This window comes from Nocardia sp. NPDC004340 (assembly GCF_053602575.1).
The window spans coordinates 287404-312523 of record NZ_JBSGDW010000001.1 but is presented as its reverse complement, the minus strand read 5'-3'; the positions used below and the strand labels follow the sequence as shown (position 1 = coordinate 312523).

The window sequence follows — 25120 nt, the reverse complement described above, 5'->3', positions numbered from 1 at the left end:
GACGCGAGGCTACCGGGGAAGGCGGCCCCGCGCGGGGTGTCGCGAGCCTCCCGATCGCGCGGGCTGATCGCTCAGAGGGTGACGCGCTGGTCCGGCGGCAGGTACGCCTTGTCGCCTTCCTTCACGTCGTAGGTCGCGTAGAACTCGCCGAGATTGCGCACCACCTGGTTGCACCGGAATTCCGCGGGCGAGTGCGGATCATCGGCGAGCTGCTGTTCCAGCGCTTGGTCGGTCATCTTGGTCCGCCAGGTGCGGCCCCAGGATTCGAACATCGGCTTGTAGTCGGGCGTCGCGGTCCCGGCACGCTGCTGCACCATGCGGTACGCGGCCAGCGAGATCTCCAGTCCGCGCAGGTCGGCCAGGTTCTCGCCGACGGTGAGCGCCCCGTTCACATGCTGATCGGCGGGCAGACCCTCGGGCACCAGCGTGTTGTACTGCGCGATGAGCTGCTCGGTCTTGGCCTGGAAGGCGGCCTTGTCCTGCGGGGTCCACCAGTCCTTCAGGTTGCCGTCCCCGTCGAACTTCGCGCCCTGATCGTCGAAGCCGTGCCCGATCTCGTGGCCGATGACCGCGCCGCCCGCGCCGTAGTTCACCGCGGGCGCGGCGTTCGGGTCGAAGAACGGCGGCTGCAGGAACGCCGCGGGGAAGACGATCTCGTTGGCGCTGGGGTTGTAGTAGGCGTTCACCGTCTGCGGCGGCATGCTCCACTCCGACTTGTCCACAGGCGTCCCCAGCCGGTCGAACATGCGGTTGGCGTCGAAGGCCGCGGAGGCGCGCAGGGATTCGATCAACCGGCCGCGGGTGATGGTGAGCTTGCCGTAGTCCTCCCACTTGTCCGGGTAGCCGATCTTGGCGTCGATCTTCTCCAGCTTGGCGATGGCCGCCGCCCGGGTGGGCGGCGACATCCAGGTCGAATTCTTGAAGTTGTCCCGATAGGCCGCGCGCACATCGCCGACCATCTCCAGCGCCCGCTTCTTGGCCTCGGGCGGGAAGTGCTTGTCCACGTACAGTTTTCCGAGCGCCTCGCCGACCGCCCCGTTCACCGTGGACACCGCGGACTTCCACAGGTCGGGCCGCTGCTGCAGGCCCGCCATCTCCCGGCCGAAGAAGTCGAAGTTCGGGTCGGCGATGGCCTTGGGCAGATAGGTGGCGAAGCCGCGCACCAGCCCCAGCTTCAGATATTCGCGCCAGGCGGGGATGTCGACCTGGGCCCACAGTTGCGCCGCGCCCGTGATGAACGACGGCTCGCCCACATTGACCTTGCCGAACAGGTCCTTGGGCCGGTCGGTGGTGCCCGCCAGCCAAGGGTCCCAATCGAATTGGGGCCCCAGCGCGGTCAGGTCGGCCCACGTCTTCAGGTTGTAGGTGGCGTCGGTGTCGCGCAGTTTCACATTGTCCCAATGGAATCCGGCGATCCGCTGCTCCAGGTCGACCACCCGGTCGGCCAGGGCGGTGGGGTCGGCGAACCCGGCGCCGGCCGCGATGCGCTGCATGTAGGTCCGGTACTTGGCGAGCTTGTCCGCGTTCTCGGGCTTGCGGTAGTACTGCTCGTCCAGCCCGAGACCCGCCTGCGAGACCCCGGCCAGATAGGCGTTGGAGTCCTTCGGGTCGGGTCCCACTCCGATCCCGATCAGTCCGACGCCGGGCAGCGAGCCCATCACCTTGGCGAGGTCGGCCTTGGTCGCGGCCCGGTCGATCTGCTCGAACAGATCGTTGAGCGGCGTGATGCCGAGCTGCTCGATGACATCCTTGTCCATGCGGCCGTCGTAGAGATCGCGGATCCGCTGCGCGTCGGATCCGCCCTTCGGGTCGCTGATCCCCTCGATGATCTCCTTGAGCTGCTGCTCCACCCGTTCCTGCACCTCGTCGAAGGTGCCGAAGGACGACTTGTCCGGCGGCAGCTGGTACTCACGCAGCCATTTCCCGTTGATGAACCGGTACAGGTCGTCCTGCGGCCGGATCGTCGGATCCGATCCGGCCAGGTCGGGGCCGATCAGCGACGTCGGTTTCGTGGCTGGGGCATCGTTCTTGTCGCAGGAGGCCAGCACGGCCGCGGCGGGCACCAGCCCCAGCGCGATCAGGAAGCCACGGCGGTCGAGAGCCGGACGCTCGGAAGTCAACGCGAATCTCCTCTACCGGATAATCGGATTGCTCATACGTTGCTCGAGCCGACGCTAGTGGACCCGGCTGAGGAACCCCTGAATCCGCGCCGAACCCCCTGATTTGGGTACGACCTGGGCCTTCGCTAAACTGTTCCGGTTGCCTGCGGGAGCTATGCCCGCACTTCGGCCGCGAACCCACAGTGGTTGTTCTCCCAGTTTGGTGAAAAACCGCTGGCAGGCGCGCGTTGAGGGGCAACTGACCATGCCCGTCGGGTCGGCAATCCGGCGTGCATTTCGTCCAGGTCTAGGAGGAGCTGAAGTGATTCAGCAAGAGTCGCGACTGCGCGTCGCCGACAACACGGGTGCCAAGGAGATCCTCTGCATCCGCGTTCTCGGTGGTTCGTCGCGTCGCTATGCCGGCATCGGTGACATCATCGTCGCCACTGTCAAGGACGCCATCCCCGGCGGCAACGTCAAGAAGGGCGAGGTCGTCAAGGCCGTCGTCGTGCGCACCGTCAAGGAGCGTCGTCGCCCGGATGGCTCGTACATCAAGTTCGACGAGAACGCCGCGGTGCTCATCAAGGCGGACAACGATCCGCGTGGCACCCGCATCTTCGGCCCGGTCGGCCGTGAGCTGCGTGAGAAGCGCTTCATGAAGATCGTCTCGCTGGCCCCGGAGGTGCTGTAACCATGAAGGTGCACAAGGGCGACACGGTCATCGTGATCTCGGGCAAGGACAAGGGCGCCAAGGGCAAGGTCATCCAGGCCTTCCCGGCGACCGGCAAGGTCCTCGTCGAGGGCGTGAACCGCATCAAGAAGCACGTCGCGGATTCCGCGAACCAGCGTGGCGCCAGCTCGGGCGGCATCGTCACCCAGGAAGCGCCGATCCAGGCCTCCAACGTGATGGTCGTCGACTCCGACGGCAAGCCGACCCGCGTGGGCTACCGCACCGATGAGAACGGCAAGCGGGTCCGCATCTCCCGTCGCAACGGGAAGGACATCTGAGATGACTTCTACCGAGAACAAGGTTCAGCCCCGCCTGAAGACCCGCTACCGCGAGGAAATCAAGCCGGCCCTGAACAACGAGTTCAACTACGCCAACGTGATGCAGATCCCGGGCGTCGTGAAGGTCGTCGTGAACATGGGTGTCGGTGACGCCGCCCGTGACGCGAAGCTGATCAACGGTGCGGTCGCCGACCTCACCCTGATCACCGGCCAGAAGCCCGAGATCCGCAAGGCCACCAAGTCCATCGCGCAGTTCAAGCTGCGTGAGGGCATGCCGATCGGCGCGAAGGTCACCCTGCGCGGCGACCGCATGTGGGAGTTCCTGGACCGTCTGATCTCGATCGCTCTTCCGCGTATCCGCGACTTCCGCGGTCTCTCGCCGAAGCAGTTCGACGGCCACGGCAACTACACCTTCGGTCTCTCCGAGCAGTCGATGTTCCACGAGATCGACGTCGACAAGATCGACCGTCCGCGTGGTATGGACATCACCGTGGTGACCACCGCGACCAACAACGAAGAAGGCCGCGCCCTGCTGAAGGCCCTCGGCTTCCCGTTCAAGGAGAACTGATCCATGGCTAAGAAGGCTCTGATCAACAAGGCCAACGCCAAGCCGAAGTTCGCGGTGCGTGCCTACACCCGCTGCCAGCGCTGCGGTCGTCCGCACGCTGTGTACCGCAAGTTCGGCCTGTGCCGCGTGTGCCTGCGCGAGATGGCCCACCGCGGCGAGCTCCCGGGCGTCCACAAGTCGTCCTGGTGAGCCGAAGCTCCTCGTGAGCTGACAACTCCACACCCGAAGGCCCCCACCGAGATTCGTCCCGGTGGGGGCCTTCGGCATTGTCGTCAAACCCGATTTCTCGCAGCTGCTCCTCGACCCCGACCAGTTGGCCCTTACTCACCTGCCGGTTTCACGGCTGGGCGGTGACCCACGCCGTTACGGCGTCGAGGAACTCCGGGCCGCCTGTCACGTATCCGCCGATGGTCGCGCCGATCAGCGCACCCACGGGAATGGTGAGGCCCCACAACAGGAACACGCACGCCCCGAGGAGGCCGCCCACAATGGCGCCGGCGGCGACGCCGGGCAGGTTTTTGTCGATCTGTTCCTTCAGGCGGTCGTAGGAGCTGATGTTCTTCAGTTGCGCAGTGTCTTCCGCCGTCGGGGTCGGTGTCAGCGTCAAGGTGCGGCCGTCCGCAGCGATGTGCTGCACGAGCGGAATCGAACGCCCGTCGACGGCGAACCGTTGCGGCATTTCGGTCATCACCGCTCCATTGCCGGACTCGAGCACCACCGCGCCGTTTCGCGCCATCTCGAACTTGCCATTCTGAACGGTGGTCGTGATGACCTTGTCGACTGGCGAAATGGTGATCTGGTACCCGATTTCATGATCCACACCGGAAATGACGTCCGCCGCAGCCGGCTGCTCGGCGACGGCCGGCTCCGCATGGGCGGTTGCCGCGGTAATACCCACGGCCGAGATGGCCATGAAGACGACGGCGGTGATCTTCTCGAACTTCACTCTTCGAATCCCTCCACTCAGCTGCCCCTGATGGGGCGGACCGCACCAGACCTTAGGCATCGAATTCACCGGTGTGCGGTACGCCACACAGAGTGGGGCACCCTAATCGCCAGCGATGTCCGGAAATACTGAACTGCCCGGATTTGGTTGTTGCCGCGCCTGGCCGCACTAAATGTGACGATTTATCCGAAAAGGGCGGTTGCGGGCAGGGTTTCGGATGTGGGTGGTACCGGTTTCGGCGCGACTTTTCGCCTGGCCGGCCATCCAGTGATCGGACGCTACACTCGGTTCGCCAACCCACCGCGAAATACGTGGCCGAGACGCGGAATTCCGCGGGTTTCCCGGAATTGCCCAGATTTGCGGTTGACCCGGACTGATTTACGCGCGGCTGGGTGGTTGGCGGTGGCTCCCGGTGCGATTCGATCTCGACTTGCTGAAAGGTCTTGTCCTCGTGGGTGTTGGAGATCCGTACGCGATCACGTCCCCTGAGCGTCGCCCCCGAAGTTCGCTGAATGATGTGTGGGGTGTTGTCGCGACGGTGATCGTCGCCGTACTCGCGGTCACGGTGGCCCCTGCTTCGGGTGTCGCGGGCGCTGAACCGGGAGATCCGTTGGCGCGCTTTCATCAGCAACATCTCGACTGGCGTACCTGCGAGGATGCGGCCCTGACGGCGGAGGGCGCGGCCTGTACGGATGTCACCGTGCCACTCGATTACGGCAGGCCGGACGGGCCGAGCATCACCATTGTCGTCTCGCGGATCCCGGCCCGCGACGTGGCACACCGTCGCGGTGTGCTGCTGACCAACTCGGGCGGACCGGGCACGCCGGGGCTCGATGCGTTCGATCTCGTCGGTGATGTTCTCGAACCGGATGTGCTGAGCCACTACGACCTGATCGGATTCGACCCGCGGGGAGTCGCCCGTTCCGGGCGGCACCAGCGGTGCGGATGGCCGGTCGCCAGCTCGATCCGCTCGGCCGGTGTCGGGTTCCCCGGATTCGTCGCCGAAACAGTCCTGCAGGCACAGCTGGCCGCCGATTGCCTGGTGGGCGATCGGGATTGGATGCGGCAGCTCAGCACTCGCAACACCGCCCGCGACATGGACGTGATCCGTGCCGCGTTGAGTGAGGACCGCATCAGCTATTACGGCGTGTCATATGGGACCTACCTGGGTGCGGTCTACGCCCAGCTGTTCCCCGACCGATCCGATCGCATGGTGCTCGACAGTGTCATCGATCCGCGGCGCTACTGGCTGGGGTTGCAGCAGGACTGGGGGCCTGCGGTGGAAGCGGCCTTCGACGACTGGGCCGACTGGGTCGCCGCGCGTGACCAGCAGTACCACCTCGGCGACTCCGCGACCGCGGTACGGCGTGGAGTCGAGGACCTGATCGACCGTGCGTCACTGTCGCCGATCGTGGTCGAGGGCTTCGGTTTCGACGATCATCTCCTGCCGAACCTGCTGTGGACGATGTTGCGGGACGCGCGATTGAACGAGGCTCTGGCGTCATCGGTACGGGCCGTCGCCGACGCGGCCGACGGACGCACGCCGCAGGTGCCCCCACAGCTGCACCAGCAGATCGAGGCCGAGAAGCAGGGGGAAGATTCGGTCATGGTGCAGATCTGGTGTGCGGACGCGCCGATGCCCGCCGACCCCGCCTGGTACTGGAACGCGATCCAGGCGGCGCGTCCGAGCCAGCCGATCTTCGCCGCACTGGCCAACAATATTCAACCCTGCGCATTCTGGTCGCCGCCCCCGGAACCGCCCACCGTGGTCGACAATCCCGTGCCCGCACTGATCCTGCAGGCCACCGGCGACAACCGGACGCCCTACCCCCATGCCGTAGCACTCCACCAGCAGATGTCGGGGTCGCGCTTGATCACCTTGACCGACACCAGGATCCACATGGTGCTGCGCCCGGGTCTGAGCACCTGCATCCTCGACACCACCAACCGCTACTTCGGCGATGGAACCTTCCCGGCGGAAGACCGCACCTGCGCGCCCACCACACCACTCGAGTAGGCACGTATATCCGGGCCATACAGCACGATTCGCGGCCCCCATCGAGATAAGTCTCCCGGTGGGGGTCGGCGTTGTGCCGCAGGCGGTCACAGGCCGGCGGCTACCTCCTGCAGCTGCGCCATCCCGATCGGCGCGAATTCCGCCATCCCCGAGGCCGCCATGCCGTCCCGATCCGCGATGGACTGGAACACCGACAGCGACGTCACCCGCGTCTTGCCGTCCTCTTCCTCGAAGGTGACCGATTCCAGGCACACGTGTCCGGGCGTGCCGTCGAACTCGAAGGTGTTCACGATCCGGTCGGCGCCGACCTCGTGGTAGACGCCGCGGAATCCGTACTCGTTGCCCGCGGGATCGACATGCACGATGTGCCACGATCCGCCGGTCACCGGCTCGAACCGCTCGACTTTGCTGGTGAGCTCGCGCGGCCCCCACCAGCGCACCATCAGGTCCGCTTCGGTGTAGGCGCGGTACACGGCGGCCTTGGGCGCGTCGATCAGGGCGACTGTGGTCGCCACATGGCTGTCGGGCTCGGCGGTGAAGGTGGTTTCCGGGTTACTCATCGTCTTGTCCTGTCTCCCGAGTTTCTCGATCCCGGGCCGCGTCGGTGCGGCCTCGAAAGATTGGACGACGCGAGCCACACGAATTAATCGCTTCAGCTGCCACCGGGGAGATGGCCGCCGAATCCGCCGCGCAACACCCGGCCGCCGGAGGTGGGGACGCCGCGGTCGAGGACGCGGCCGGCGGTGGGCCGGATGAAGCTGCCCAGTGTCAGGCCCACGACCGCGCCGACGGCGGGATAGATCAGCGCCGAGGAATGATGTAGCCAGAAGCGTGAATACGTGTCCTCGTCGGTGTCGCACAGGTCATCGTCGACTCGGACGTTGGTTTCCGGATCCACGCAGATCGCCACATCGGTCGGTTCGGTGTCCACGTCGGTGGTGGTCGGGGCCAGGGTGGTGGTCGGCGGGACCGTGGTGGTCGGCGCTGGTGTGGTGGTCGTCGGCCGCAGGGTTGCCAGGGCGGTCGGTGGCAGGGAGGTGCTCGGGGCCGCCCGTTCGGAGGGGGCGGCGACGCACCCGCTCGAAACCAGCGCGGCCGCCACCGTCGCCGGTAGCAGATATGACACTCGAAGTGAGCGCTTGCGCGGTCTATCGGTTGGCGTCCCACTCTTTCCGGGCATGAGCCGGTCCCCTCCCCCATCGTCAGACGGGGGAGCCTAGCAGTGCTGGACGGTCGCTGATCGATTCCGGCCGACACCGGCCCCTGATGACCGATTGCCCGGCCGATTCGAATCGGGTGTCGGTGCGGCTACTTTCGATCTGCCCGAGACTCGACCGCAAGCCTCCCACCGGGATTCGTCCCGATGGGGGGCCTGCGGCGTTCAGGTCCCCGTTGACCCGCACAATTCGGAGACGACCTGACCCTCCCCTCCAATGACGGCCAGGGCGCCACCGAGGGTCAATCCTGTCAATCGGCCGATCCCAGGAGCAAGATCAGGAGCTATCCCAACCTGGTGGTAGCGTCGTGCGCTCTACCCCCAATGTGGGGGACCTCGATCTCGCACGGCCGCAAAGGGTTCACACATGCACTTCGACAATGAGGTCGACGTCGAAATGCCGACTTTGGCGGCGTTCGTGAAGCGCATGCGGTTGCGCCGCGGCTGGACGCAGCGTGAGTTCGCACAGCACGCCCACCTCGGTATCGGTACCGTGCAGAAGCTCGAGCAGGGCGACAAGGTCAGCGTGGGGGACCGCGCGCTGTCGGCACTCGCGGACGCCGTCTGCGACAACGAACATGAGCGCGAGCATCTGCGCGCCCTGGGCGGTCGCCCCGGTTTCGCGCTCGGCGGGGCCGCCTCCGCCGCCGACATGTCGGCGCTGCTCGACCAGCTCACCTCGATTCCCGCTGCCTGGGTGGTGAATTGGGGCGTCGCCGCCGCGAACGATCAATACCGTCGGCTCCTGGCCGGTATCGCTGAGGCGCCCAGCATCGCCCACTGGCTGTTCGGGGACCCCCGGTCCCGGATGGTGCTGCCCGACTGGCAGACCGAGGCCGCGTACATGGTCGGCATCCTGCGCCACTACTACGTCGCCGCGCCCGGCCTCGGAGCCACCGACGACATCGGCGTCACCGCTGACATCGTCCGCGAATTGTCCGTTCGCCACCCCGATTTCCGCCGATTCTGGGCCACCGGCGATGTCTACGTCCGCCGCCCCGAGAGCGACCGCCGAGTCTGGACCCCGTCCACCGCGACCATGACGCTCTGGCGCGAATCCCTGATCCCCGCCGCCTCCGGCTGGCTCGCCATGTGCTTCCCCACCGACTCCGCGTCCTGATAACTCCTCTCGTCGGTCGATCTGCTGTCGATGCGGTGTCAGCGCTGAACCGGCTGGGTGTGCTCCGTCCAGCCGCGACCATCCCACCAGCGAAGGAGTTGAGTATTCGCTGGATCTGGGAACCAATTCGGCAGGGGTGCGGCGCGCCCGGGCGGTGTGGGTGCCGTGGGGGCGGGTCGAGACGCGACGGGAGTATGCATGAAAGACGTTGCTGGCGAGTCGATCACAGTGAGCACTGGTGACCGCTCGAGCGTATTGCCCAGCTGCCGAGCCGAATCCGGCTTGGACGACTGGAGAATCCAGCTCAGCCCTTCCTGGGTTGTCAGCGACAGCTCGTCGTACAGCATCACCGGGAGTCGGCGATTGTTTTTGAAGCGCCGGTCAGGTCCGCCGTTGAGGTTGGAGTACTGCCAGCGGGTATCGACCTGACGGGCGTCTCGTGGAGGGGCGCTGTTCTCGATGAATCGGGATGCCGACCAGTTCAGGCAGAGGCGGGAATAGGCGATGTCACTGAACGCGCTTCCGCTGCGGACGAGTACGCGGTCCGGCAGTAGGTACAGCGCATCACGTCCACAGGTCAGGGTGGGGACAACCACATTGGTGATGAGGTGTTTCGGCTGTGTGAAGGTCAGCGTTAGTGACGAGCGTTGGACGAGGCTGCCGGCCAGCGCATTGGTCTTCCGCTGATGATTCCCGGTGAGCTGTCGGCTCGTCTGGAGCCGCCAGAGCTTCTGCGCCTGGGCCATTGCCTGGGCGTCAGTAACCAGCGATTCGAACCAGGTCGCTGACGCGCCTTCGACGTCATAGAACACGACCACGTTTCGTCGGCCCTGGTCGAATTGCGCCAGCCACCAGATTGCCGGTAGGGCTACCGCGCCGGCAATCAGCCCGAACGGAAAGGTGGCCAGGCCGACGATGACGACGATAAAGGTCGCGATCAGCGACCAGCGCCATCGGCGAGCCGCGATATCGAGCTGACGCACCAGGTCGTCTCCGCCGGTGGGTACCAGGGACTCTGCGGACGCTCCGGAGAGATCGGTCAGCGGGGCGGATCGCTGGGACATGACGCCGGAAGGGGATACGGCTGGGCCTGGGGTGCCGGCGGTACCCGCGCCGATCGACGTGCGATACCTGATTCCGCCCGCGCCGACCGAGACATAGTTGCCGCGAGGGCCCGTCCCTAGTCGAAATCCGGGCACCCCCACGCTGACGCCGACGCCGGCCGTGCTCAGGTTGAACCGGAATGGTCCGGCCCGCAGCGACTTCCCCAGATAGAAACCCATCGATTGTTGCCGCCTTCCGCTCGTCGCCGTCGCTCGTACTTCGAGTTCGGCAATCCAGCGTTACGCGGTTCAGCCCGAAACGAAAACGATGACCGATAGCCTTGCCGATTCGAATCCGCGATCGAGCAGATACCTTCGGCGGGTCGGCGAATCGGTCGCCGAATCGTCATGGAACGAAAGGAAATCCTCGTGAAGCGTCTCCTCGGGTTCGCTGTGGCTGGTATCGCCGCCACTGGATTCGCTGCCGGGACAGGCATGGCTGCCACTGTCGACGCGGGGTCGTATCACACACGTGCGGCATGCGAGAGCGCCGGCAAGGCCCGGGTGAGCGGTTCCGTGCTCGGCTACAGGTGTAGCGCTACCTCGCCGAATTCGGCCACGGGCGACTACAACTACGAGCTGTATCTGGAAACCAAGGACGCCAACCGCCCTTGTCAGACGGGCGGCACCGGGTCCGCGGCCGCGTCCTCGGAGGCGTTCTGCCTCTTTCAGGCTCGGTGAGCCTCTGTTGCGAGTGATGCCGGCCAGCTCGCCACGGCCCGGTTTCGCCCTTGACGTGAGTGTCTCCGCCGCGGACATGTCGATGCGAACTGATTGTCGAAGAAGGCCGCCGCCGGACTGTGTGCGACCTACACTCGGGTTCGCTCGCACGGAGGGATGACACATGACGGTCGAAGTTGTTGGGGACGTTCGCAAATGGCTCGAGGAGCCCCGGTTCTGGACCGTCGGCACCCTGAACGAGGACGGCTCTCCCCAGCTGACCCCCATGTGGGTCGGCCTCGAAACCGTCGACGGCACAGAGCACATCGTGATGAACACGTCCGTGGGCCGCATCAAGGAACAGAACCTCCGCCGCGACCCCCGCCTGTCCCTGTCCAGCTTCGACCCCGGCCAGCCCTACGATCGCATCGAGATCCATGGCCGCGCAGTCGGATTCATCGAAGGCCAGGAAGCAGTCCATATCATGGACCGCCTGGCCCAGAAGTACCTGAACGCAGCAACCTTCCCCTGGCTGATCGACGGCGAGCAGCGGGTCGCGGTCCTCATCCAGCCCGACCGCATCCACCGCACCGTCGGCGTCGAACCCTTCCGTCCGGGCATCCTCCCCGACGGCCGGGTCCTGTAACCCGCTGGCGCCCGCGCGGATTGGCCGTCGCGGCACCGGCGCGCTACCGTGACGATTCGTCGGAAATGACGGGTTTCAATCGGGGGTGGGGTTCCGGATGCGCTGGATCGTGGCCGTGGCGGCGTTGTTGTTGGCGTTGTGCACCGGTGGGTGCGGGCTGATCGATGGTTCGGCGAACAATGTCTCGCAGGGCGACTGTCTGAAGAAGTCCGGTGACGAAGGCTTCGACAAGGTGTCGTGCTCGTCCTCGGACGCCGGGTTCGTGGTGCTCGAGCGGGCGGGTAGCGACAAACCGCACAACCGGTGTGTGGATGTGCCGGGAACTGAGTACGTATATACGGACAAGGGGAGTGGCTCGATCTGCGTCGGGATCAAGGGCGCTGATCCGGCTCGGGCGGCGAACGCGGCGCAGAAGGGTGATTGCCTCACCGACACCAAGGGCGGTGCTGTGCAGAAGGTGCCGTGCACCGACGTGACCGCCGTCTATCGCGTCCTGGCCCGTCCCGACGGCTCGGAGTTCATGACGGATTCGGCCTGCAAGAACGTCGCGGGCACGCAGACCACCTACAGCTACCTGCTCAAGGCCAAGAAGGGCATCGGGGCGTTCGGGACCGGCATCGTATTCTGTTTGATCGCAAAGGATTCCGACGCGACCCGCACGATCGACAACGCCAAGGTCGGCGACTGCCTGAAGAAGACCGGCGCCAACGACGTCGAGATCACCGGCTGCACCGCGTCGGACGCGAAGTACAAGATCCTCAGCTCGGTTCTCGACAAATCCCTCTGCGACCGCGTCGCGGGCTCCATCGCGAGCTACTCCTATCAACAGGCCGGCGAGATCATGCCGAAGGTCTACTGCCTCGGGTCGCCGCGTTGATGTGACGCGGACCTCGATTTGGTCGCTGATCAGGGGTTGTCTACACTAGACCGGTTGCTCGGGCACAGCTGTGTCCGCACGCGCTCTCGCGTGCGGCGTTGCTCCGGGCGCAAGCGATTGATCCGGTCGGGCACTCCCGGCTGGACCGCCCCGAATTGTCGTAGGCCCACGACCGCCGATCTCAGACGGTGCTGAATGGGAACCGCGGCGAGAAAGGTACCGGTCAAACACATGACCATGACTGATCCCATCGCAGACTTCTTGACTCGTCTGCGCAACGCCAACTCGGCGTACCACGATCAGGTGAAGGCGCCGCACTCGAAGCTCAAGGTGAACATCGCCGAGATCCTCAAGCGCGAGGGCTACATCGCCGACTTCCGCGTCGAAGACGCCCCCGTCGGCAAGAACCTGATCGTCGACCTGAAGTACGGCCCGAGCCGCGAGCGCTCCCTGCAGGGTGTGCGCCGCGTGTCGAAGCCGGGCCTCCGGGTTTACGCGAAGTCCACCAACCTGCCCAAGGTGCTCGGCGGCCTCGGCGTGGCGATTATCTCCACGTCCTCCGGTCTGCTCACTGACCGTCAGGCCAAGCAGCAGGGCGTGGGCGGCGAAGTCCTCGCCTACGTCTGGTAAGGGAGGTAGGAACAATGTCGCGTATCGGTAAGAAGCCGATCCCGGTTCCCGCCGGCGTCGAGGTGACCATCGACGGCCAGAACGTGTCGGTCAAGGGTTCCAAGGGCACCCTGTCCCACGTTGTCGCCGAGCCGATCACCGTCGTCAAGGCGGAGTCCGGTGAGCTCGAGGTCGTTCGTCCGAACGACGAGCGTCAGAACCGCTCGCTGCACGGCCTGACCCGCACCCTGATCAGCAACATGATCGAGGGCGTCACCAAGGGTTACGAGAAGAAGATGGAAATCTTCGGCGTCGGTTACCGCGTGGCGGCCAAGGGCTCGAACCTCGAGTTCGCCCTGGGTTACTCGCACCCGGTTCCGGTCGACGCCCCCGAGGGCATCACCTTCGCGGTGGAGTCCCCGACCAAGTTCTCGGTGTCCGGCATCGACAAGCAGAAGGTCGGCCAGATCGCCGCGGTGATCCACGGCCTGCGTAAGCCCGATCCGTACAAGGGCAAGGGCATCCGCTACGCCGGCGAGGTCGTTCGCCGCAAGGTCGGAAAGACGGGTAAGTAAGCCATGGCACAAACCGAAAAGCAGAAGGCCGCTCGTAAGCCGATCGGCAAGGACGCCTCGACCTCGCGCCGCCTGTCGAAGACGCGTCGTCACTTCCGTCTGCGCAAGAAGGTCGTCGGCACCACCGAGCGTCCGCGCCTGGTGGTCAACCGCTCCGCGCGCCACCTGCACGCCCAGCTGATCGACGATTCCGCCGGCAAGACCATTGCCGCCGCGTCGACCATCGAGGCCGATGTGCGTGCGCTCGAGGGTGACAAGTCCGCCAAGGGCGCCAAGGTCGGCGAGCTCATCGCCGCCCGCGCCAAGGCTGCCGGCGTCGAGGCGGTCGTGTTCGACCGTGGTGGTCACGACTACCACGGCCGTATCGCGGCTCTCGCCGACGCCGCCCGTGAAGGTGGGCTGAAGTTCTGATGATCAACACTGCGAACGAAGGGAACGTCTGATGCCGGGACGTCAGCGGCGTGACGGCGGAAGCAACGGTCCCGCCGGACAGAACAGTGGCAGCGACAACCGCGATCAGCGTGGTGGCGGTCGCGGCCGTCGCGACGACAATCGTCGGGACAATGCCGCCGAGAAGAACCAGCTCGAGCGCGTCGTCGCGATCAACCGCGTCTCCAAGGTCGTGAAGGGTGGTCGTCGCTTCAGCTTCACCGCCCTCGTGATCGTCGGTGACGGCAACGGTCTCGTCGGCGTCGGCTACGGCAAGGCCAAGGAAGTTCCCGCGGCCATCCAGAAGGGTGTCGAAGAGGCTCGCAAGAACTTCTTCCGCGTTCCGATGATCGGCTCCACGGTCACCCACCCGGTTCAGGGTGAGGCGGCTGCCGGTGTCGTCATGCTGCGTCCGGCTTCGCCCGGTACCGGTGTGATCGCCGGTGGCGCGTGCCGTGCCGTTCTGGAGTGCGCCGGCATCCATGATGTTCTGGCCAAGTCGCTCGGTAGCGACAACGCCATCAACGTCGTGCACGCCACGGTTGCGGCTCTGAAGATGCTGCAGCGTCCCGAAGAGGTCGCGGCCCGTCGTGGTCTGCCGATCGAGGACGTGGCCCCGGCCGGCATGCTGCGTGCGCGCGCGGGACAGGGAGTCTGATATGGCACAGCTGAAAGTGACCCAGGTCAAGTCCAGCATCGGCGCCAAGGCGAATCAGCGCGAGTCGCTGCGCACCCTCGGGCTGCGCAAGATCCGCCAGTCCGTGACGCGTGAGGACAACGCGCAGAACCGCGGCCTGATCAACGTCGTGCGCCACCTCGTGGAAGTTGAGGAGGTCTAAGCATGACCATCAAGTTGCATCACCTGCGTCCTGCCCCGGGTGCCAAGACCGAGAAGACCCGTGTGGGTCGCGGTGAGGGTTCCAAGGGTAAGACCGCGGGCCGCGGTACCAAGGGTACGAAGGCTCGCAAGAACGTCCCCGTCCGCTTCGAGGGCGGTCAGATGCCGATTCACATGCGTCTGCCCAAGCTCAAGGGCTTCACCAACCCGTTCCGCACCGAGTACCAGGTCGTGAACGTCGGTGACATCGCCCGCGTGTTCCCTCAGGGCGGAACCATCGGCAAGGCCGAGCTGGTCGCCAACGGCCTCGTTCGCAAGAACGAGCTCGTGAAGGTGCTCGGCGAGGGCGAAATCACTGTGGCCGTGCAGGTTTCGGCCGACAAGTTCTCCGGCTCCGCCAAGGAGAAGATCGCCGCAGCGGGTGGCACTGCCACCGAGCTGGCCTGACGGTAACCTGAAGTAGCAATGGCACCGGGCGAGTCGCGAGCTCGCCCGGTGTCGCTGTTAAAGTTCAAGTGTTGTCTGCCAACACCGTCATGGATCTCGGCGTACTCTGCGCTGATTCCGTGGCCTGACCTATGTCGTTAGCCAGGAGGATCTGTGCTTTCCGCCTTCGTGTCGGCTTTCCGGACCCCGGACTTACGGCGGAAGATTCTCTTCACGCTGGGACTGATCGCGCTCTACCGGCTCGGTGCGTCGCTGCCCTCGCCGGGCGTCAGTTACAAGAACGTTCAAGAGTGCGTCAATCTGGTCAACGGCGGTGACTCCGCCGGTATCTACCAGCTGATCAACCTCTTCTCCGGCGGCGCGCTGCTGCAGCTGTCCGTGTTCGCGATCGGCATCATGCCGTACATCACGGCCAGCATCATCATCCAGCTGTTGACCGTCGTGATCCCGCGGTTCGAGGAACTGCGAAAAGAGGGTCAAGCGGGTCAGAACAAGATGACCCAGTACACGCGCTATCTGTCCGTGGCGCTGGCGATCCTGCAGTCGACCGGTCTGGTCGCGCTCGCCTCCCGCGGTCAGCTGCTGCGTGGCTGCCCCAAGGACATTCTCGACGACACCTCTATCTTCGGCATGATCATCATCGTGCTGGTCATGACCGCGGGCGCGGCCCTGGTCATGTGGTTCGGCGAGCAGATCACCGAGCGCGGCATCGGTAACGGTATGTCGCTGTTGATCTTCGCGGGTATCGCCGCCCGTATCCCCTCCGAGGGCAAGATGATCTGGGACAGCCGCGGCGTGGGCATCTTCGCCCTGGTCTGCGCGGCCGCCCTGGTGGTCATCGTCGGCGTCATCTTCGTCGAGCAGGGCCAGCGCCGGATTCCGGTGCAGTACGCCAAGCGTGTGGTCGGCCGGAAGATGTACGGCGGCTCCTCGACCTATCTGCCGTTGAAGGTCAACCAGGCGGGTGTCATCCCGGTGATCTTCGCGTCGTCGCTGCTGTACCTGCCGAACCTGCTGGCGCAGCTGACCCAGAAGAGCACGGGCAATCCGGCCAAGTGGCAGGAGCTGATCCAGAAGTATCTGGTCAACCCGAGCAACCCGGTCTACGTGGCGATCTACTTCGCCCTGATCGTGTTCTTCACCTACTTCTACGTCGCGATCACCTTCAACCCGGAGGAGCGCGCGGACGAGATGAAGAAGTTCGGCGGCTTCATCCCGGGCTACCGGCCGGGCAAGCCGACCGCCGATTACCTGAACTATGTCCTGAGCCGGATCACCCTCCCCGGCTCCATCTACCTCGGTGCTGTCGCTGTTCTGCCGAACTTGCTCCTCGGCATCGGAGCCTCCGGCGGCGTGACGAATCTGCCGTTCGGTGGTACCGCGGTGCTGATCATTGTGAGCGTCGGCCTCGATACCGTGAAACAAATCGAGAGCCAGTTGATGAACCGAAACTACGAAGGGTTCCTGAAGTGAGACTCGTACTGCTCGGACCGCCCGGCGCCGGTAAAGGCACCCAGGCCGAACTGTTGTCGGAAAAGCTCGGTGTTCCGCACATCTCCACTGGAGCCCTGTTTCGCACGAACATCGACCAGCAGACCGCGCTGGGCAAGGAAGCCCAGGGGTACATCGACGCCGGCAACCTGGTGCCGTCGGACGTGACCAACCGCATGGTCGAGGCCCGGATCGCCGAGCCGGACGCTGTCAACGGCTTCATCCTGGACGGCTACCCGCGCACCGTGGATCAGGCCGAGGCGCTGGAGAAGATGCTCAAGGGCATGGGCAAGGAGCTCGACGCCGTGCTGTCCTTCGTGGTCGACGAGGACGTGGTGGTCGAGCGCATGCTGGCCCGTGGCCGCGGCGACGACACCGAAGAGGTCATCCGCAACCGCATGCGCGTCTACCGCGAGGAGACCGAGCCGCTGCTGGTGCACTACGACGGCCAGGTCGTGTCGGTCGAGGGCGTCGGCGAGATCACCGAGGTCAACGAGAACGCGCTCAAGGCCCTGGGTCGCTGAATGGTCTTCGGCCGTAAGAGCAAGCGGGTGGTGCCTTTCCGCACCGCCGGTGAACTGGATGCCATGGCGGCGGCCGGCGCTATCGTCGGCCGCGCGCTGGTGGCGGTGCGCGACGCCGCCAAGCCCGGGGTTTCGACCCTGGAGCTGGACGAGGTGGCCGAGCAGGTCATCCGCGAGGCCAATGCGATCCCGTCGTTCAAGGGCTACCACGGCTTCCCGGGCTCGATCTGCTCGTCGGTGAACGACCGTGTGGTGCACGGCATCCCGTCCAAGGGCGACATCCTGTCCGAGGGCGATCTGGTCTCCATCGACTGCGGCGCCATCCTCGACGGCTGGCACGGCGACTCGGCGTGGACCTTCGGCGTCGGCACCATCATCGAGGCGGACCGCCTGCTCAGCGAGGCGACCAAGCTCTCGATGGAGGCCGGCATCGCCGCCATGATCCCTGGCAACCGGCTCTCGGACGTCTCGCACGCCATCGAGCAGGGCACCTACGCCGCGGAGAAGCTGCACGGCCGCAAGTACGGCATCGTCTCCGGCTACGGCGGCCACGCCATCGGCCGTGAGATGCACATGGACCCGTTCCTGCCGAACGAGGGCGCTCCCGGCAAGGGGCCCGAGCTGCGTGTCGGCTCGGTCCTGGCCATCGAGCCCATGCTCACCCTCGGCACCACGGAAACCCATGAGCTGGACGATCATTGGACCGTCGTCACCGATGACGGCTCCCGCGCCGCTCACTGGGAGCACACGGTCGCGGTGACCGAGAACGGTCCCCGCATCCTCACGCTGCGCCCGGAGTAACCCTCCGCCGCAATCCGCTTCCGCACCCGCCTCGGCCTCGCCGAGGCGGGTGCGGTCGTTTGCGCGGGTTACGATCGAGGTCGCAGTGGTCCAGGGGAGGGGATTGTCTTGACGGGTGTCGATGTGTCCGGCCCGACCACCGGAATCGCTCCGGCCCCGGGGGGTTCGCGGATCGCGGTGATCGACTTCGGTTCGGCGGCGTTGACCGTCGCGCTGCTGACGGCCTCGGCGGATGGCTCGGCACGGGTGGTCGACTCTCGGGAGCTCCCACCGGTTTCCGCCGGGGATCTGACGGAGTCGGGCCTGCCGCCGGTGGTGAGTGCCGCGGTCGATGTCCTGCGCGGCGCCGGTATCACCTCGCCGGACGACATCCATGCGCTGTATCTCGCGGGGTATGCCGCACATAATCCGGTGGTACAGCAGGCATTTCGGCCACTGTGCGCCGATCAGCGTGTGAAACAGTTAGTGCCGCAGCCGGTTCCGTTCGTGGGTCCTGGGCCGACGTGTCCGGTGGGTCGGCCGAACTCGAGATCGAATCTCCCGTTGATCATTTTCGCGGTCCTGGTGGTCATTGTGGTGGCGGTCGGAGTCGTGGTCGCCATGGGTGGTGGTGACCGGCGGGCCGCGCCGGACTACCCCACGGTCCAGGTAGGGCGGGAGGCAGGGTCCAAGCAGGGGGTGGTCGACAGCGCGGCCGGACGGCTGTACGTGGCGGACGATATGGCCAAGTCCGTAGCGGTGGTCGATACCGCGAATCACACCGTGGTCAGCACGATTTCCTTCCAGGACGAGATCGTGGGGATCGCACTCGATCCGGAGCTGCACCGGCTGTACGTCGCGGGGCAGGGCGATCGGGGTCATGCGCATGCCGCGATCCGGGCCGTGCTGTGGGTGGTGGACACCACGACGAACGGCGTGGTCGCCACGATCGAGACCGGTTCGGAAGGGCGGGGTGTGGCGGTCGATCCGGGCACCCACCTGGTGTACGTCACGAATGAGCGGTTCCTCGGGTACCAGCTGGACCCGAAGACGGTGAACGTCAATGCGGCAGCGACGCTTTCGGTGATCGATCCGCGGTCCGCGACCGTGGCCGCGTCGTTCGAGCTCGGGACGGCCGCCGGGGAAGTGCTGATCGATCCGGCTACCCGGGTCGCCTATGTCGCGGGTTCGCGCTACGACCAGGTGCGAGGGAGCGAGAACGGCGTCATCGTGGTCGACCTGGCATCGAACCAGGTCGCGGGACAGATCACCGTCCCGGATGCCGGTCTGGTCGGGATCGCGGCGGATTTCACCGCGAATACGCTCGTCCTGGTCGGCAGTGACGCGATCCGTCTCGCCGACACCGTGAGTCGGACGGTCGAGGCCACCCTCCGGGTGGTGGGCGCATCCGGTTCGATCGGCGTGGATCCCGTGCGGCACGTCGCGTATGTCGCCGACAATGGTCGGGACGGCTACCAGCTGCTGATCGTCGAACTCGCGGAACGTCGCCTGAGCGACGCCTCCATCGAGACGGGCATGAAGTTGCTCGTTGGTTCGGCCGTCGATCCGCGATCGCGAGCCGTATACGCCTTCGTGGCCGGCATGGTCATGTTCGTCCCACCCCCGCAGTAATCCGGCTGGCGCGTGGGTCAAGGACGAGGAACTGGACGCCGCCACCGTCTCCATTCGCGCTGTCTGCCAAGGGAATTCCTTCAAGTCCGGGAAGTGACGCCATGAACCGCGATGTCCGCAGCCTGGTCCTGGCGGCCTTCACCCTGTTGCTCGGTGTGCTGGCCCTGGTGCTGACCACCAGCTGGCTCTGGCCCGGCGTGATCCTGGTCCTGGGGGCCATCGGTCTGATCGCCGCCTTGGTGACCCCAGCCCGCGAATCCTGAGCTACCGGCAGCCGGGCCCGAGGCTTGGGCGTGGCGTCCGAGGGCCGGGCGCGCGTCCTGGTTCTATGGGGCAATGGCCGAGAAGGTTGTTCTCATCACCGGGACCTCCAGCGGAATCGGACTGGCGGTCGCCGCGGCGGCGGTCCGGGCCGGGTACCGAACGGTCGCGACTCTCCGCAACCCGGACAAGGCGGGCCCGGTACTCGAAACCGGCGCCGACGTGCGCCGACTCGACGTGACGGACTCGGCCTCGATCACCGAGTGCATAGACGGCGTCGTCGCCGATTACGGCCGCTTGGACGCCGTCGTCAACAACGCCGGCGTCTCGGTGTTCGGCACGATCGAGCATCTGCCGATGTCGGAGATCCGGCGCGCCATGGACGTCAACTACTTCGGCGTCGTCGAGGTCACCCAGGCGGCCATGCCGCACCTGCGCGCCACCAAGGGCCACGTGGTGACGGTGACCAGTGTCGGCGGCGCGGTCGGCCAGCCCTTCAACGAGGCCTACTGTGCCGCGAAGTTCGCCGTCGAGGGCTTCATGCAGAGCCTGGAACCGGTGGCCGCCACCGTCGGCGTCGGCGTCAGCATCATCGAACCAGGCGCGGTGACGACAGAATTCGTCGCCAACGCGCACATCGACCCGGCCGCCGCGATCGCTGAGGCGGGCCCGTACGCCCCCGCCCTCGAGGCCTACATGAACCGCACGCGCAGCGCCTACTCCACCGGCCAGACCGCCGACCAGGTGGCCGCTGTGGTCATGTCCGCCCTCACCGCCTACCCGATCGTCTTCCGCTGGCAGACATCGGACTTCGCCCGCTCCTTCGTCGCCTCCAGCCTCTCGGATCTGGACGGCTCCATCGTCGCGGGCATCACTTCCCACTGGCTCCGCTGACCCACGTCAGCGCGAAGTCAACCTTCCAGCAACAGCGTGACCGGACCGTCGTTGACGAGTTCGACGTGCATGTGCGCGCCGAAACGACCCGTGGCGACGGTCGCGCCGAGTTCGCGCAGCGCCGTCGCGAAAACCTCCACGAGTGGCTCGGCGACCGCGCCGGGCGCGGCCTGATTCCAGGACGGCCGCCGCCCCTTGGCGGTGTCGGCGTAGAGCGTGAACTGGCTGATGACCAGCACCGGTGCGCCCAGATCGGCCGCGGACTTCTCGCCCTCGAGAATCCGCAGCCGGAAGAGCTTGTCCGCCAGCGCCTTCGCCGTGGCCTCGGTATCGGTGTGCGTCACGCCCACCAGCGCCACGAGTCCGTGCGGCGCACCGTGCGCGGCGGGCTCGATCCGCCCGACCACCTCGCCGTCCACCGTCACCTGCGCCGCGCTCGCTCGTTGCACCAGTATCCGCACGGCAACCATCCTGGCAGATCGACCGTGAATTTCATTGCGCGCCATGGCGAGTTCACGAACGTAGGCTGTGCTGGAACCTTCAGCGGGCAAAGGCGGAGTGGACAGTAGTTAACGATGGCACCTGACAACAGTGAGAAGTACAAGGGCAAGGACCACACGGCTTTTCCGAGCCTGTGGGAGAAGGCTGGTACCGGCAAGCTGGAGTTCGAGCCGGGCGCGGCCGAGAAGGGCGCGAAAGCCGCGGCGAAGCTGATCGAAGAGCTGCTGTACTACCAGGGGATCATCGACGGCAATCTCAAATATGTCGGCAACATCGGCAATCTCGACTCGGGGCGCAAGCTGGCAGCGGCGCTCGGGAAGATGGGCGAGCACTACTCGGACGCGATGACCACCCACGTCGCGATTCTGCGGGACATGATCGAGACGTTCAACGCCGCGGGCCGGGCCTACGTCAATACCGACCACCTGTCGGCGGAAGTGTTGGGCCGCCTGAACACCAAAGCGCCGGACGGTCCCGCCAAGGACCAGTCGAAAGACGTGAAGATCGACATTCCCCACAAGTCGTCGCCCTATGCGGGCTCGAACTCCGCCGAGGACAACTACCCGGACAAGCTGAAGAACTGGGTCGGGGACAAGGGCAAGGCCAAGGATCCCGTCTCGGTCACGGCGGAGACCAAGAACTTCATGCAATGGGGGATGCTGTACTCGCTCGGCACCTCGCTGTCCCCGGACCCCTACAACAACGCGTATGAGCTGTACAAGCTGTTGAAGTCGCGCGTCGAGACCTCGCTCAACAACTTCAAGACCGAAGTGCAGGGTCTGCAGGGCGAGTGGCACGGTGAGGGCGCCGCGGGAGCGCAGAGTGCGGTGCAGCGCTATTACGAGGACTTCCAGCCCATGATCGACACTCTCGACTACTCGGCCCAAGTCATGAGGTACGTCAGCCGCTGGATGCTGTGGACCAAACATGTGATGCCGACGAGCCCGACACCTCCGGATCCGGATCGCGCGGTCGGCGATCAGAGTCTCGAGCACAAGCGCGACCTTTACGAGCAGCACTACGGCCAGGGCCTCGATCACACCGCCGGCGCACTGCCCGGCGTGCCGTCGCCGCGAACGGTTGATGGGCCTTGGCCGGTCGTCAACCCGCCGGCGGACAAACCGGCGGATAAGCCCGGAGATAACCCGGGCGATAAGCCGGGAGACAAGACCGGCGATAAGCCTGGGGACAAGCCCGGAGATAAGCCTGGGGACAAACCGGGGGACAAGCCGGGCGATCACCAGGGTGGTGGCAACCAGGGCGGCGGCAATCAAGGCGGCGGCAACCAGGGCGGCGGCAATCAAGGCGGCGGCAACCACGGTGGTGGCAACCAGGGTGGTGGCAACCAGGGTGGCGGGAACGGCAACCACGACAAGAAGAACGACCAACACAACAAAAACGACAAGCACGATAAGAACGGCAACAACAACCAGCAGAAGCCGAACCAGCAGAACCCGAATCAGCAGAATCCGAATGGGAACAACCCCAACGGTTCGAACCCGAACGGCTCCGGTGGCAACGGCGGCAACCCCAACACGAATACGCCACAAGGCACTTCACCGAGCGGCTCGGGCAACTCCGACACGTCCCAGCTGACCAGTGCGCTGACTCAGCTGGCTTCGGGTATGACCCAAGGCATCTCGACGCTCTCGCAGCAGTTGCCGCAATTGGTCCAGCAGTTGCAGGCCGCCGTGCACTCGAGCGACATGTCCACGCTGGCGAATCTGCTGGGTGTGCCGGAGGACAAGGTGACCTCCGCGTTCGCGGCGATCGAGAAGGACCCGGCGAAGCTGTCGCAGTTGTCCCACCTGCTCGGTCTGACCCCGGACACGCCTGCCGCGCCCGCCGCCCCCGCGGCCGGGTTGCCCGGCGACACCGCTCGGATGGGCAGTGCCGCTGCGTCCCCGATGGTGGGTCACGCGATGGTGGATCCGTTCGGGGGCCTGACGAATCTGTTCGGCCCGCGGGCTGGTGTCGACAGCGGTTTCGTGATGCCGGAGGCCGGTGTGGCGGCAGGGTCCGCCGAGGGCGCGGTGGCCACGTCCGCGTCCGCGGCCGGTGCCGACCCGGTGCGCGAGGTGGTGGACTTCTTCCGCGAGATCGCGCATCCGGCCGCGCCGGCCGTTGAAGGGCCCGCGGTGGTCGAGCCATGACCTGGCAGTTCACCGACCTCGAGTTCAAGGTGCTGTGCAATCGGTATCGGGAGGGTTCGACGCCCGCGCCGTTCGTGTACACCTGCCGGACAAGTGATGCCGACGAATATCGCCGGCAGCTGTGGGCGGCGGAGGACGAGCTCGATCAACGACTCGACTCGACCTTCCGGCCGGTGTTCGAAGCGGTCGCCAACCCCGAGGTGATGGTGGTGGTGTACGGCTGGAACGATGCGGACCTCGACAACCCGGAGGCGTATGTGCGGGTGCACGGGGTCCGTCGTGGTCGCCGCGCCTGTGTGCTCGTGCAGCAGCCCGGTGAGTCGCTCGAGCACAGTACCGGTGTCACGCTGATCGAGTGTGAGCCGGAGGAGTTGGCACAACTGTTGGTGGCGCAGCTTCCGGAGGTGCCGGGCGGCCGGTCGCCCGCGATCCCGATCGTGGACGAGCAGGTGGCCGTGGATCCCTATGAGGCGCCGCGTGCTTCGGCCTTCGACAGCTTCGAGGAATCCGTCGAGACGCCCGGCCTGCGTTTTCTGTCGAGCCCGACCGATCAGGCCGGGCGGATGCAAATCCTGCAGGCGCGGTCGAAGTACGGTCCGCGGGGTGTCGCCATGTCGCGGCTGGAGTGGCGGGACCTGCCCGGCGACGGACGCTATGTGATCGATCACGACCAGGAGTCGAAGTTCGCGACCGGTATGGACGGCCGAAAGCTCGCGGGTTACATCGATATCAGCATCGCGCGGATTCTCGAGCATATGGAATCCCGTGGTGAACAGGACGAATTCGTGTGATTCGGGTAGGGGCGCGGCGGTTCCGCACCGCCGTGCCCCACTGGAATCGGCACTCGCCGTTCAGCTTCCGGCTACTACCTGGTTGCCAACGCCTGACAGGGTTTCCTCCCATGAGCGGTCGGCTGGAAGCTTACGAGGATCTGTTGACCAAGGCGGCTGGTCGGACGGACAAGGTGCGCGACGGCATCGAAAAAGTCGTGAGCACACTGACTTCCGCGGCCGACGGGCGGGGAACGCCCTGGGGGAACGACACGCTCGGCGGCAACTTCGCCGATGGTGAGCAGGGGTATCTCGCCAGCCGCAAGAACATCATGGAGGGCGCGGACAATATGGCCGGGACCTTCGGCAACTTCTCGGACGGCCAGCTGAAGGCCGCCGCGGAGTTGAAGAAGATGGATCACGGCAACGGCGACGGGTTCGAGTGACCGATCATGGTGAATGAACGGGCCAAGGCCGACTTCTCGGATATTCTCGACGACTTCCGCGATCAGATGCGCACCATCACCGGGTTGCAGCAGCAGCGGGCGGCGATCACCGCGTCCGCGAGCGTGCGCGGCAAGCGGGTGACGGTCACCGTCAATGCCGATGGCACGGTGATCGAGACCAAATTCGCCTCGGACATCGACGATCTCGACTATCAGGAGATCGCCAAGGCGGTGACCGAGGCGGCGCAGCAGGCGTCGGCCGAGGTGGCGCGGCGTAGCAGGGAGATCATGGCCCCGGTGTCGCAGAACCGCAATCGGCTGCCCAGGCTGTCGGAGCTGGTGCCCGACATGCCGGATCTGTCGGAGGCGCTGCGGATCCCGGAACCGCCGGTGGTGTCGACCGCGCCGCCCAAGGCGCCGGAACGTCGTGCGGCGGACCCGGATTCGGATGACGCGCGGCGAAATCGTGGTGGGGCCACCGATTCCGGATGGTGACACCGCCCCTACCGG

31 protein-coding genes are annotated in these 25120 nt (G+C 65.8%); 25 read left to right on the top strand and 6 right to left on the bottom strand.

The window, feature by feature from the left end; all coding sequences use genetic code 11:
- Positions 1–71 precede the first annotated feature (71 nt).
- Complete coding sequence (locus ACWEOI_RS01305; protein WP_433670638.1) at positions 72–2120, bottom strand: M13-type metalloendopeptidase; 2049 nt, start codon at positions 2118–2120, stop codon at positions 72–74.
- 301 nt (positions 2121–2421) lie between these two features.
- Here ACWEOI_RS01305 and rplN point away from each other — a divergent pair, with 301 nt between their 5' ends.
- The 4 genes from rplN to ACWEOI_RS01285 are packed head-to-tail and all read left to right on the top strand — an operon-like array spanning position 2422 to position 3864.
- Positions 2422–2790: a 50S ribosomal protein L14 gene (gene rplN / locus ACWEOI_RS01300; protein ID WP_033090674.1), complete on the top strand. Its 369-nt coding sequence runs from the start codon at positions 2422–2424 to the stop codon at positions 2788–2790.
- A gap of 2 nt (positions 2791–2792) precedes the next feature.
- A complete protein-coding gene (gene rplX / locus ACWEOI_RS01295) occupies positions 2793–3107 on the top strand; it encodes a 50S ribosomal protein L24 (RefSeq protein WP_357089127.1) in 315 nt (104 codons plus the stop codon).
- Position 3108: 1 nt separating this feature from the next.
- Positions 3109–3675: a 50S ribosomal protein L5 gene (gene rplE / locus ACWEOI_RS01290; protein ID WP_040855261.1), complete on the top strand. Its 567-nt coding sequence runs from the start codon at positions 3109–3111 to the stop codon at positions 3673–3675.
- A 3-nt stretch (positions 3676–3678) separates the two neighbouring features.
- Positions 3679–3864 (top strand): type Z 30S ribosomal protein S14, encoded by a 186-nt coding sequence (locus ACWEOI_RS01285; RefSeq protein WP_029923637.1) that lies wholly within the window; start codon positions 3679–3681, stop codon positions 3862–3864.
- 148 nt (positions 3865–4012) lie between these two features.
- On the opposite strand, the gene ACWEOI_RS01280 is transcribed toward ACWEOI_RS01285, so the two are convergent.
- Positions 4013–4621 carry a hypothetical protein gene (locus ACWEOI_RS01280; protein WP_433670639.1) on the bottom strand — a complete coding sequence of 203 codons (609 nt, stop codon included), beginning with the start codon at positions 4619–4621 and terminating at the stop codon, positions 4013–4015.
- 700 nt (positions 4622–5321) lie between these two features.
- Here ACWEOI_RS01280 and ACWEOI_RS01275 point away from each other — a divergent pair.
- Positions 5322–6638 carry an alpha/beta fold hydrolase gene (locus tag ACWEOI_RS01275; protein WP_452358653.1) on the top strand — a complete coding sequence of 439 codons (1317 nt, stop codon included), beginning with the start codon at positions 5322–5324 and terminating at the stop codon, positions 6636–6638.
- A gap of 86 nt (positions 6639–6724) precedes the next feature.
- Here the strand turns inward: ACWEOI_RS01275 and ACWEOI_RS01270 are convergent, their stop codons facing one another.
- Positions 6725–7198 carry an SRPBCC family protein gene (locus tag ACWEOI_RS01270; protein WP_452358652.1) on the bottom strand — a complete coding sequence of 158 codons (474 nt, stop codon included), beginning with the start codon at positions 7196–7198 and terminating at the stop codon, positions 6725–6727.
- 92 nt (positions 7199–7290) lie between these two features.
- Positions 7291–7764, bottom strand: coding sequence for a hypothetical protein (locus ACWEOI_RS01265; protein WP_452358651.1), 474 nt, complete (start codon positions 7762–7764; stop codon positions 7291–7293).
- Positions 7765–8221: 457 nt separating this feature from the next.
- Here ACWEOI_RS01265 and ACWEOI_RS01260 point away from each other — a divergent pair, with 457 nt between their 5' ends.
- Positions 8222–8974 (top strand): helix-turn-helix transcriptional regulator, encoded by a 753-nt coding sequence (locus tag ACWEOI_RS01260; RefSeq protein ID WP_452358650.1) that lies wholly within the window; start codon positions 8222–8224, stop codon positions 8972–8974.
- Positions 8975–9012: 38 nt separating this feature from the next.
- Here ACWEOI_RS01260 and ACWEOI_RS01255 read toward each other — a convergent pair whose 3' ends face one another.
- Positions 9013–10257, bottom strand: a complete 1245-nt coding sequence (locus tag ACWEOI_RS01255; protein WP_452358649.1) for a DUF2510 domain-containing protein — start codon at positions 10255–10257, stop codon at positions 9013–9015.
- Positions 10258–10512: 255 nt separating this feature from the next.
- Between ACWEOI_RS01255 and ACWEOI_RS01250 the strand changes: the two genes are divergently transcribed.
- From ACWEOI_RS01250 to ACWEOI_RS01180, 15 genes are all read left to right on the top strand, one after another.
- Positions 10513–10758 carry a hypothetical protein gene (locus ACWEOI_RS01250; RefSeq protein ID WP_379475986.1) on the top strand — a complete coding sequence of 82 codons (246 nt, stop codon included), beginning with the start codon at positions 10513–10515 and terminating at the stop codon, positions 10756–10758.
- A 163-nt stretch (positions 10759–10921) separates the two neighbouring features.
- Positions 10922–11383, top strand: coding sequence for a PPOX class F420-dependent oxidoreductase (locus ACWEOI_RS01245; RefSeq protein ID WP_452358648.1), 462 nt, complete (start codon positions 10922–10924; stop codon positions 11381–11383).
- A 109-nt stretch (positions 11384–11492) separates the two neighbouring features.
- Positions 11493–12260: an LppU/SCO3897 family protein gene (locus ACWEOI_RS01240; RefSeq protein WP_452358647.1), complete on the top strand. Its 768-nt coding sequence runs from the start codon at positions 11493–11495 to the stop codon at positions 12258–12260.
- 231 nt (positions 12261–12491) lie between these two features.
- On the top strand, positions 12492–12890 hold the full coding sequence (rpsH, locus tag ACWEOI_RS01235; protein ID WP_213558035.1) for a 30S ribosomal protein S8: 399 nt from the start codon (positions 12492–12494) through the stop codon (positions 12888–12890).
- Positions 12891–12904: 14 nt separating this feature from the next.
- On the top strand, positions 12905–13444 hold the full coding sequence (gene rplF / locus ACWEOI_RS01230; protein ID WP_357089111.1) for a 50S ribosomal protein L6: 540 nt from the start codon (positions 12905–12907) through the stop codon (positions 13442–13444).
- Positions 13445–13447: 3 nt separating this feature from the next.
- Positions 13448–13855 carry a 50S ribosomal protein L18 gene (rplR, locus tag ACWEOI_RS01225; RefSeq protein ID WP_357089108.1) on the top strand — a complete coding sequence of 136 codons (408 nt, stop codon included), beginning with the start codon at positions 13448–13450 and terminating at the stop codon, positions 13853–13855.
- Positions 13856–13886: 31 nt separating this feature from the next.
- Positions 13887–14531, top strand: coding sequence for a 30S ribosomal protein S5 (gene rpsE, locus ACWEOI_RS01220; RefSeq protein ID WP_379277994.1), 645 nt, complete (start codon positions 13887–13889; stop codon positions 14529–14531).
- A 1-nt stretch (position 14532) separates the two neighbouring features.
- Complete coding sequence (gene rpmD, locus ACWEOI_RS01215) at positions 14533–14712, top strand: 50S ribosomal protein L30 (RefSeq protein ID WP_040804320.1); 180 nt, start codon at positions 14533–14535, stop codon at positions 14710–14712.
- Positions 14713–14714: 2 nt separating this feature from the next.
- Positions 14715–15158 carry a 50S ribosomal protein L15 gene (rplO, locus tag ACWEOI_RS01210; RefSeq protein ID WP_357089102.1) on the top strand — a complete coding sequence of 148 codons (444 nt, stop codon included), beginning with the start codon at positions 14715–14717 and terminating at the stop codon, positions 15156–15158.
- Between the two features lie 153 nt (positions 15159–15311).
- Positions 15312–16631 carry a preprotein translocase subunit SecY gene (gene secY, locus ACWEOI_RS01205; protein ID WP_357089100.1) on the top strand — a complete coding sequence of 440 codons (1320 nt, stop codon included), beginning with the start codon at positions 15312–15314 and terminating at the stop codon, positions 16629–16631.
- Complete coding sequence (locus tag ACWEOI_RS01200; RefSeq protein ID WP_433670652.1) at positions 16628–17173, top strand: adenylate kinase; 546 nt, start codon at positions 16628–16630, stop codon at positions 17171–17173. The genes secY and ACWEOI_RS01200 overlap by 4 nt, the downstream gene beginning before the upstream one ends.
- Positions 17174–17974 (top strand): type I methionyl aminopeptidase, encoded by an 801-nt coding sequence (gene map, locus ACWEOI_RS01195; protein ID WP_357089095.1) that lies wholly within the window; start codon positions 17174–17176, stop codon positions 17972–17974.
- Between the two features lie 108 nt (positions 17975–18082).
- On the top strand, positions 18083–19585 hold the full coding sequence (locus ACWEOI_RS01190; protein ID WP_452358646.1) for a YncE family protein: 1503 nt from the start codon (positions 18083–18085) through the stop codon (positions 19583–19585).
- A 101-nt stretch (positions 19586–19686) separates the two neighbouring features.
- Positions 19687–19848, top strand: coding sequence for a hypothetical protein (locus tag ACWEOI_RS01185; RefSeq protein ID WP_433670654.1), 162 nt, complete (start codon positions 19687–19689; stop codon positions 19846–19848).
- 73 nt (positions 19849–19921) lie between these two features.
- A complete protein-coding gene (locus ACWEOI_RS01180) occupies positions 19922–20740 on the top strand; it encodes an SDR family oxidoreductase (protein WP_452358645.1) in 819 nt (272 codons plus the stop codon).
- Between the two features lie 17 nt (positions 20741–20757).
- Here the strand turns inward: ACWEOI_RS01180 and dtd are convergent, their stop codons facing one another.
- On the bottom strand, positions 20758–21201 hold the full coding sequence (gene dtd / locus ACWEOI_RS01175; RefSeq protein ID WP_433670656.1) for a D-aminoacyl-tRNA deacylase: 444 nt from the start codon (positions 21199–21201) through the stop codon (positions 20758–20760).
- A gap of 114 nt (positions 21202–21315) precedes the next feature.
- Here dtd and ACWEOI_RS01170 point away from each other — a divergent pair, with 114 nt between their 5' ends.
- The 4 genes from ACWEOI_RS01170 to ACWEOI_RS01155 all read left to right on the top strand — a co-directional run bounded on the left by ACWEOI_RS01170 (position 21316) and on the right by ACWEOI_RS01155 (position 25105).
- A complete protein-coding gene (locus ACWEOI_RS01170; RefSeq protein ID WP_452358644.1) occupies positions 21316–23394 on the top strand; it encodes a hypothetical protein in 2079 nt (692 codons plus the stop codon).
- Entirely contained in the window at positions 23391–24185 is a 795-nt protein-coding gene (locus ACWEOI_RS01165; protein WP_433670659.1) for an ESX secretion-associated protein EspG, read from the top strand. The genes ACWEOI_RS01170 and ACWEOI_RS01165 overlap by 4 nt, the downstream gene beginning before the upstream one ends.
- Before the next feature lie 110 nt (positions 24186–24295).
- Complete coding sequence (locus ACWEOI_RS01160; RefSeq protein ID WP_452358643.1) at positions 24296–24610, top strand: hypothetical protein; 315 nt, start codon at positions 24296–24298, stop codon at positions 24608–24610.
- A 6-nt stretch (positions 24611–24616) separates the two neighbouring features.
- Positions 24617–25105, top strand: a complete 489-nt coding sequence (locus ACWEOI_RS01155; protein ID WP_357089079.1) for a YbaB/EbfC family nucleoid-associated protein — start codon at positions 24617–24619, stop codon at positions 25103–25105.
- Positions 25106–25120: the final 15 nt, after the last annotated feature.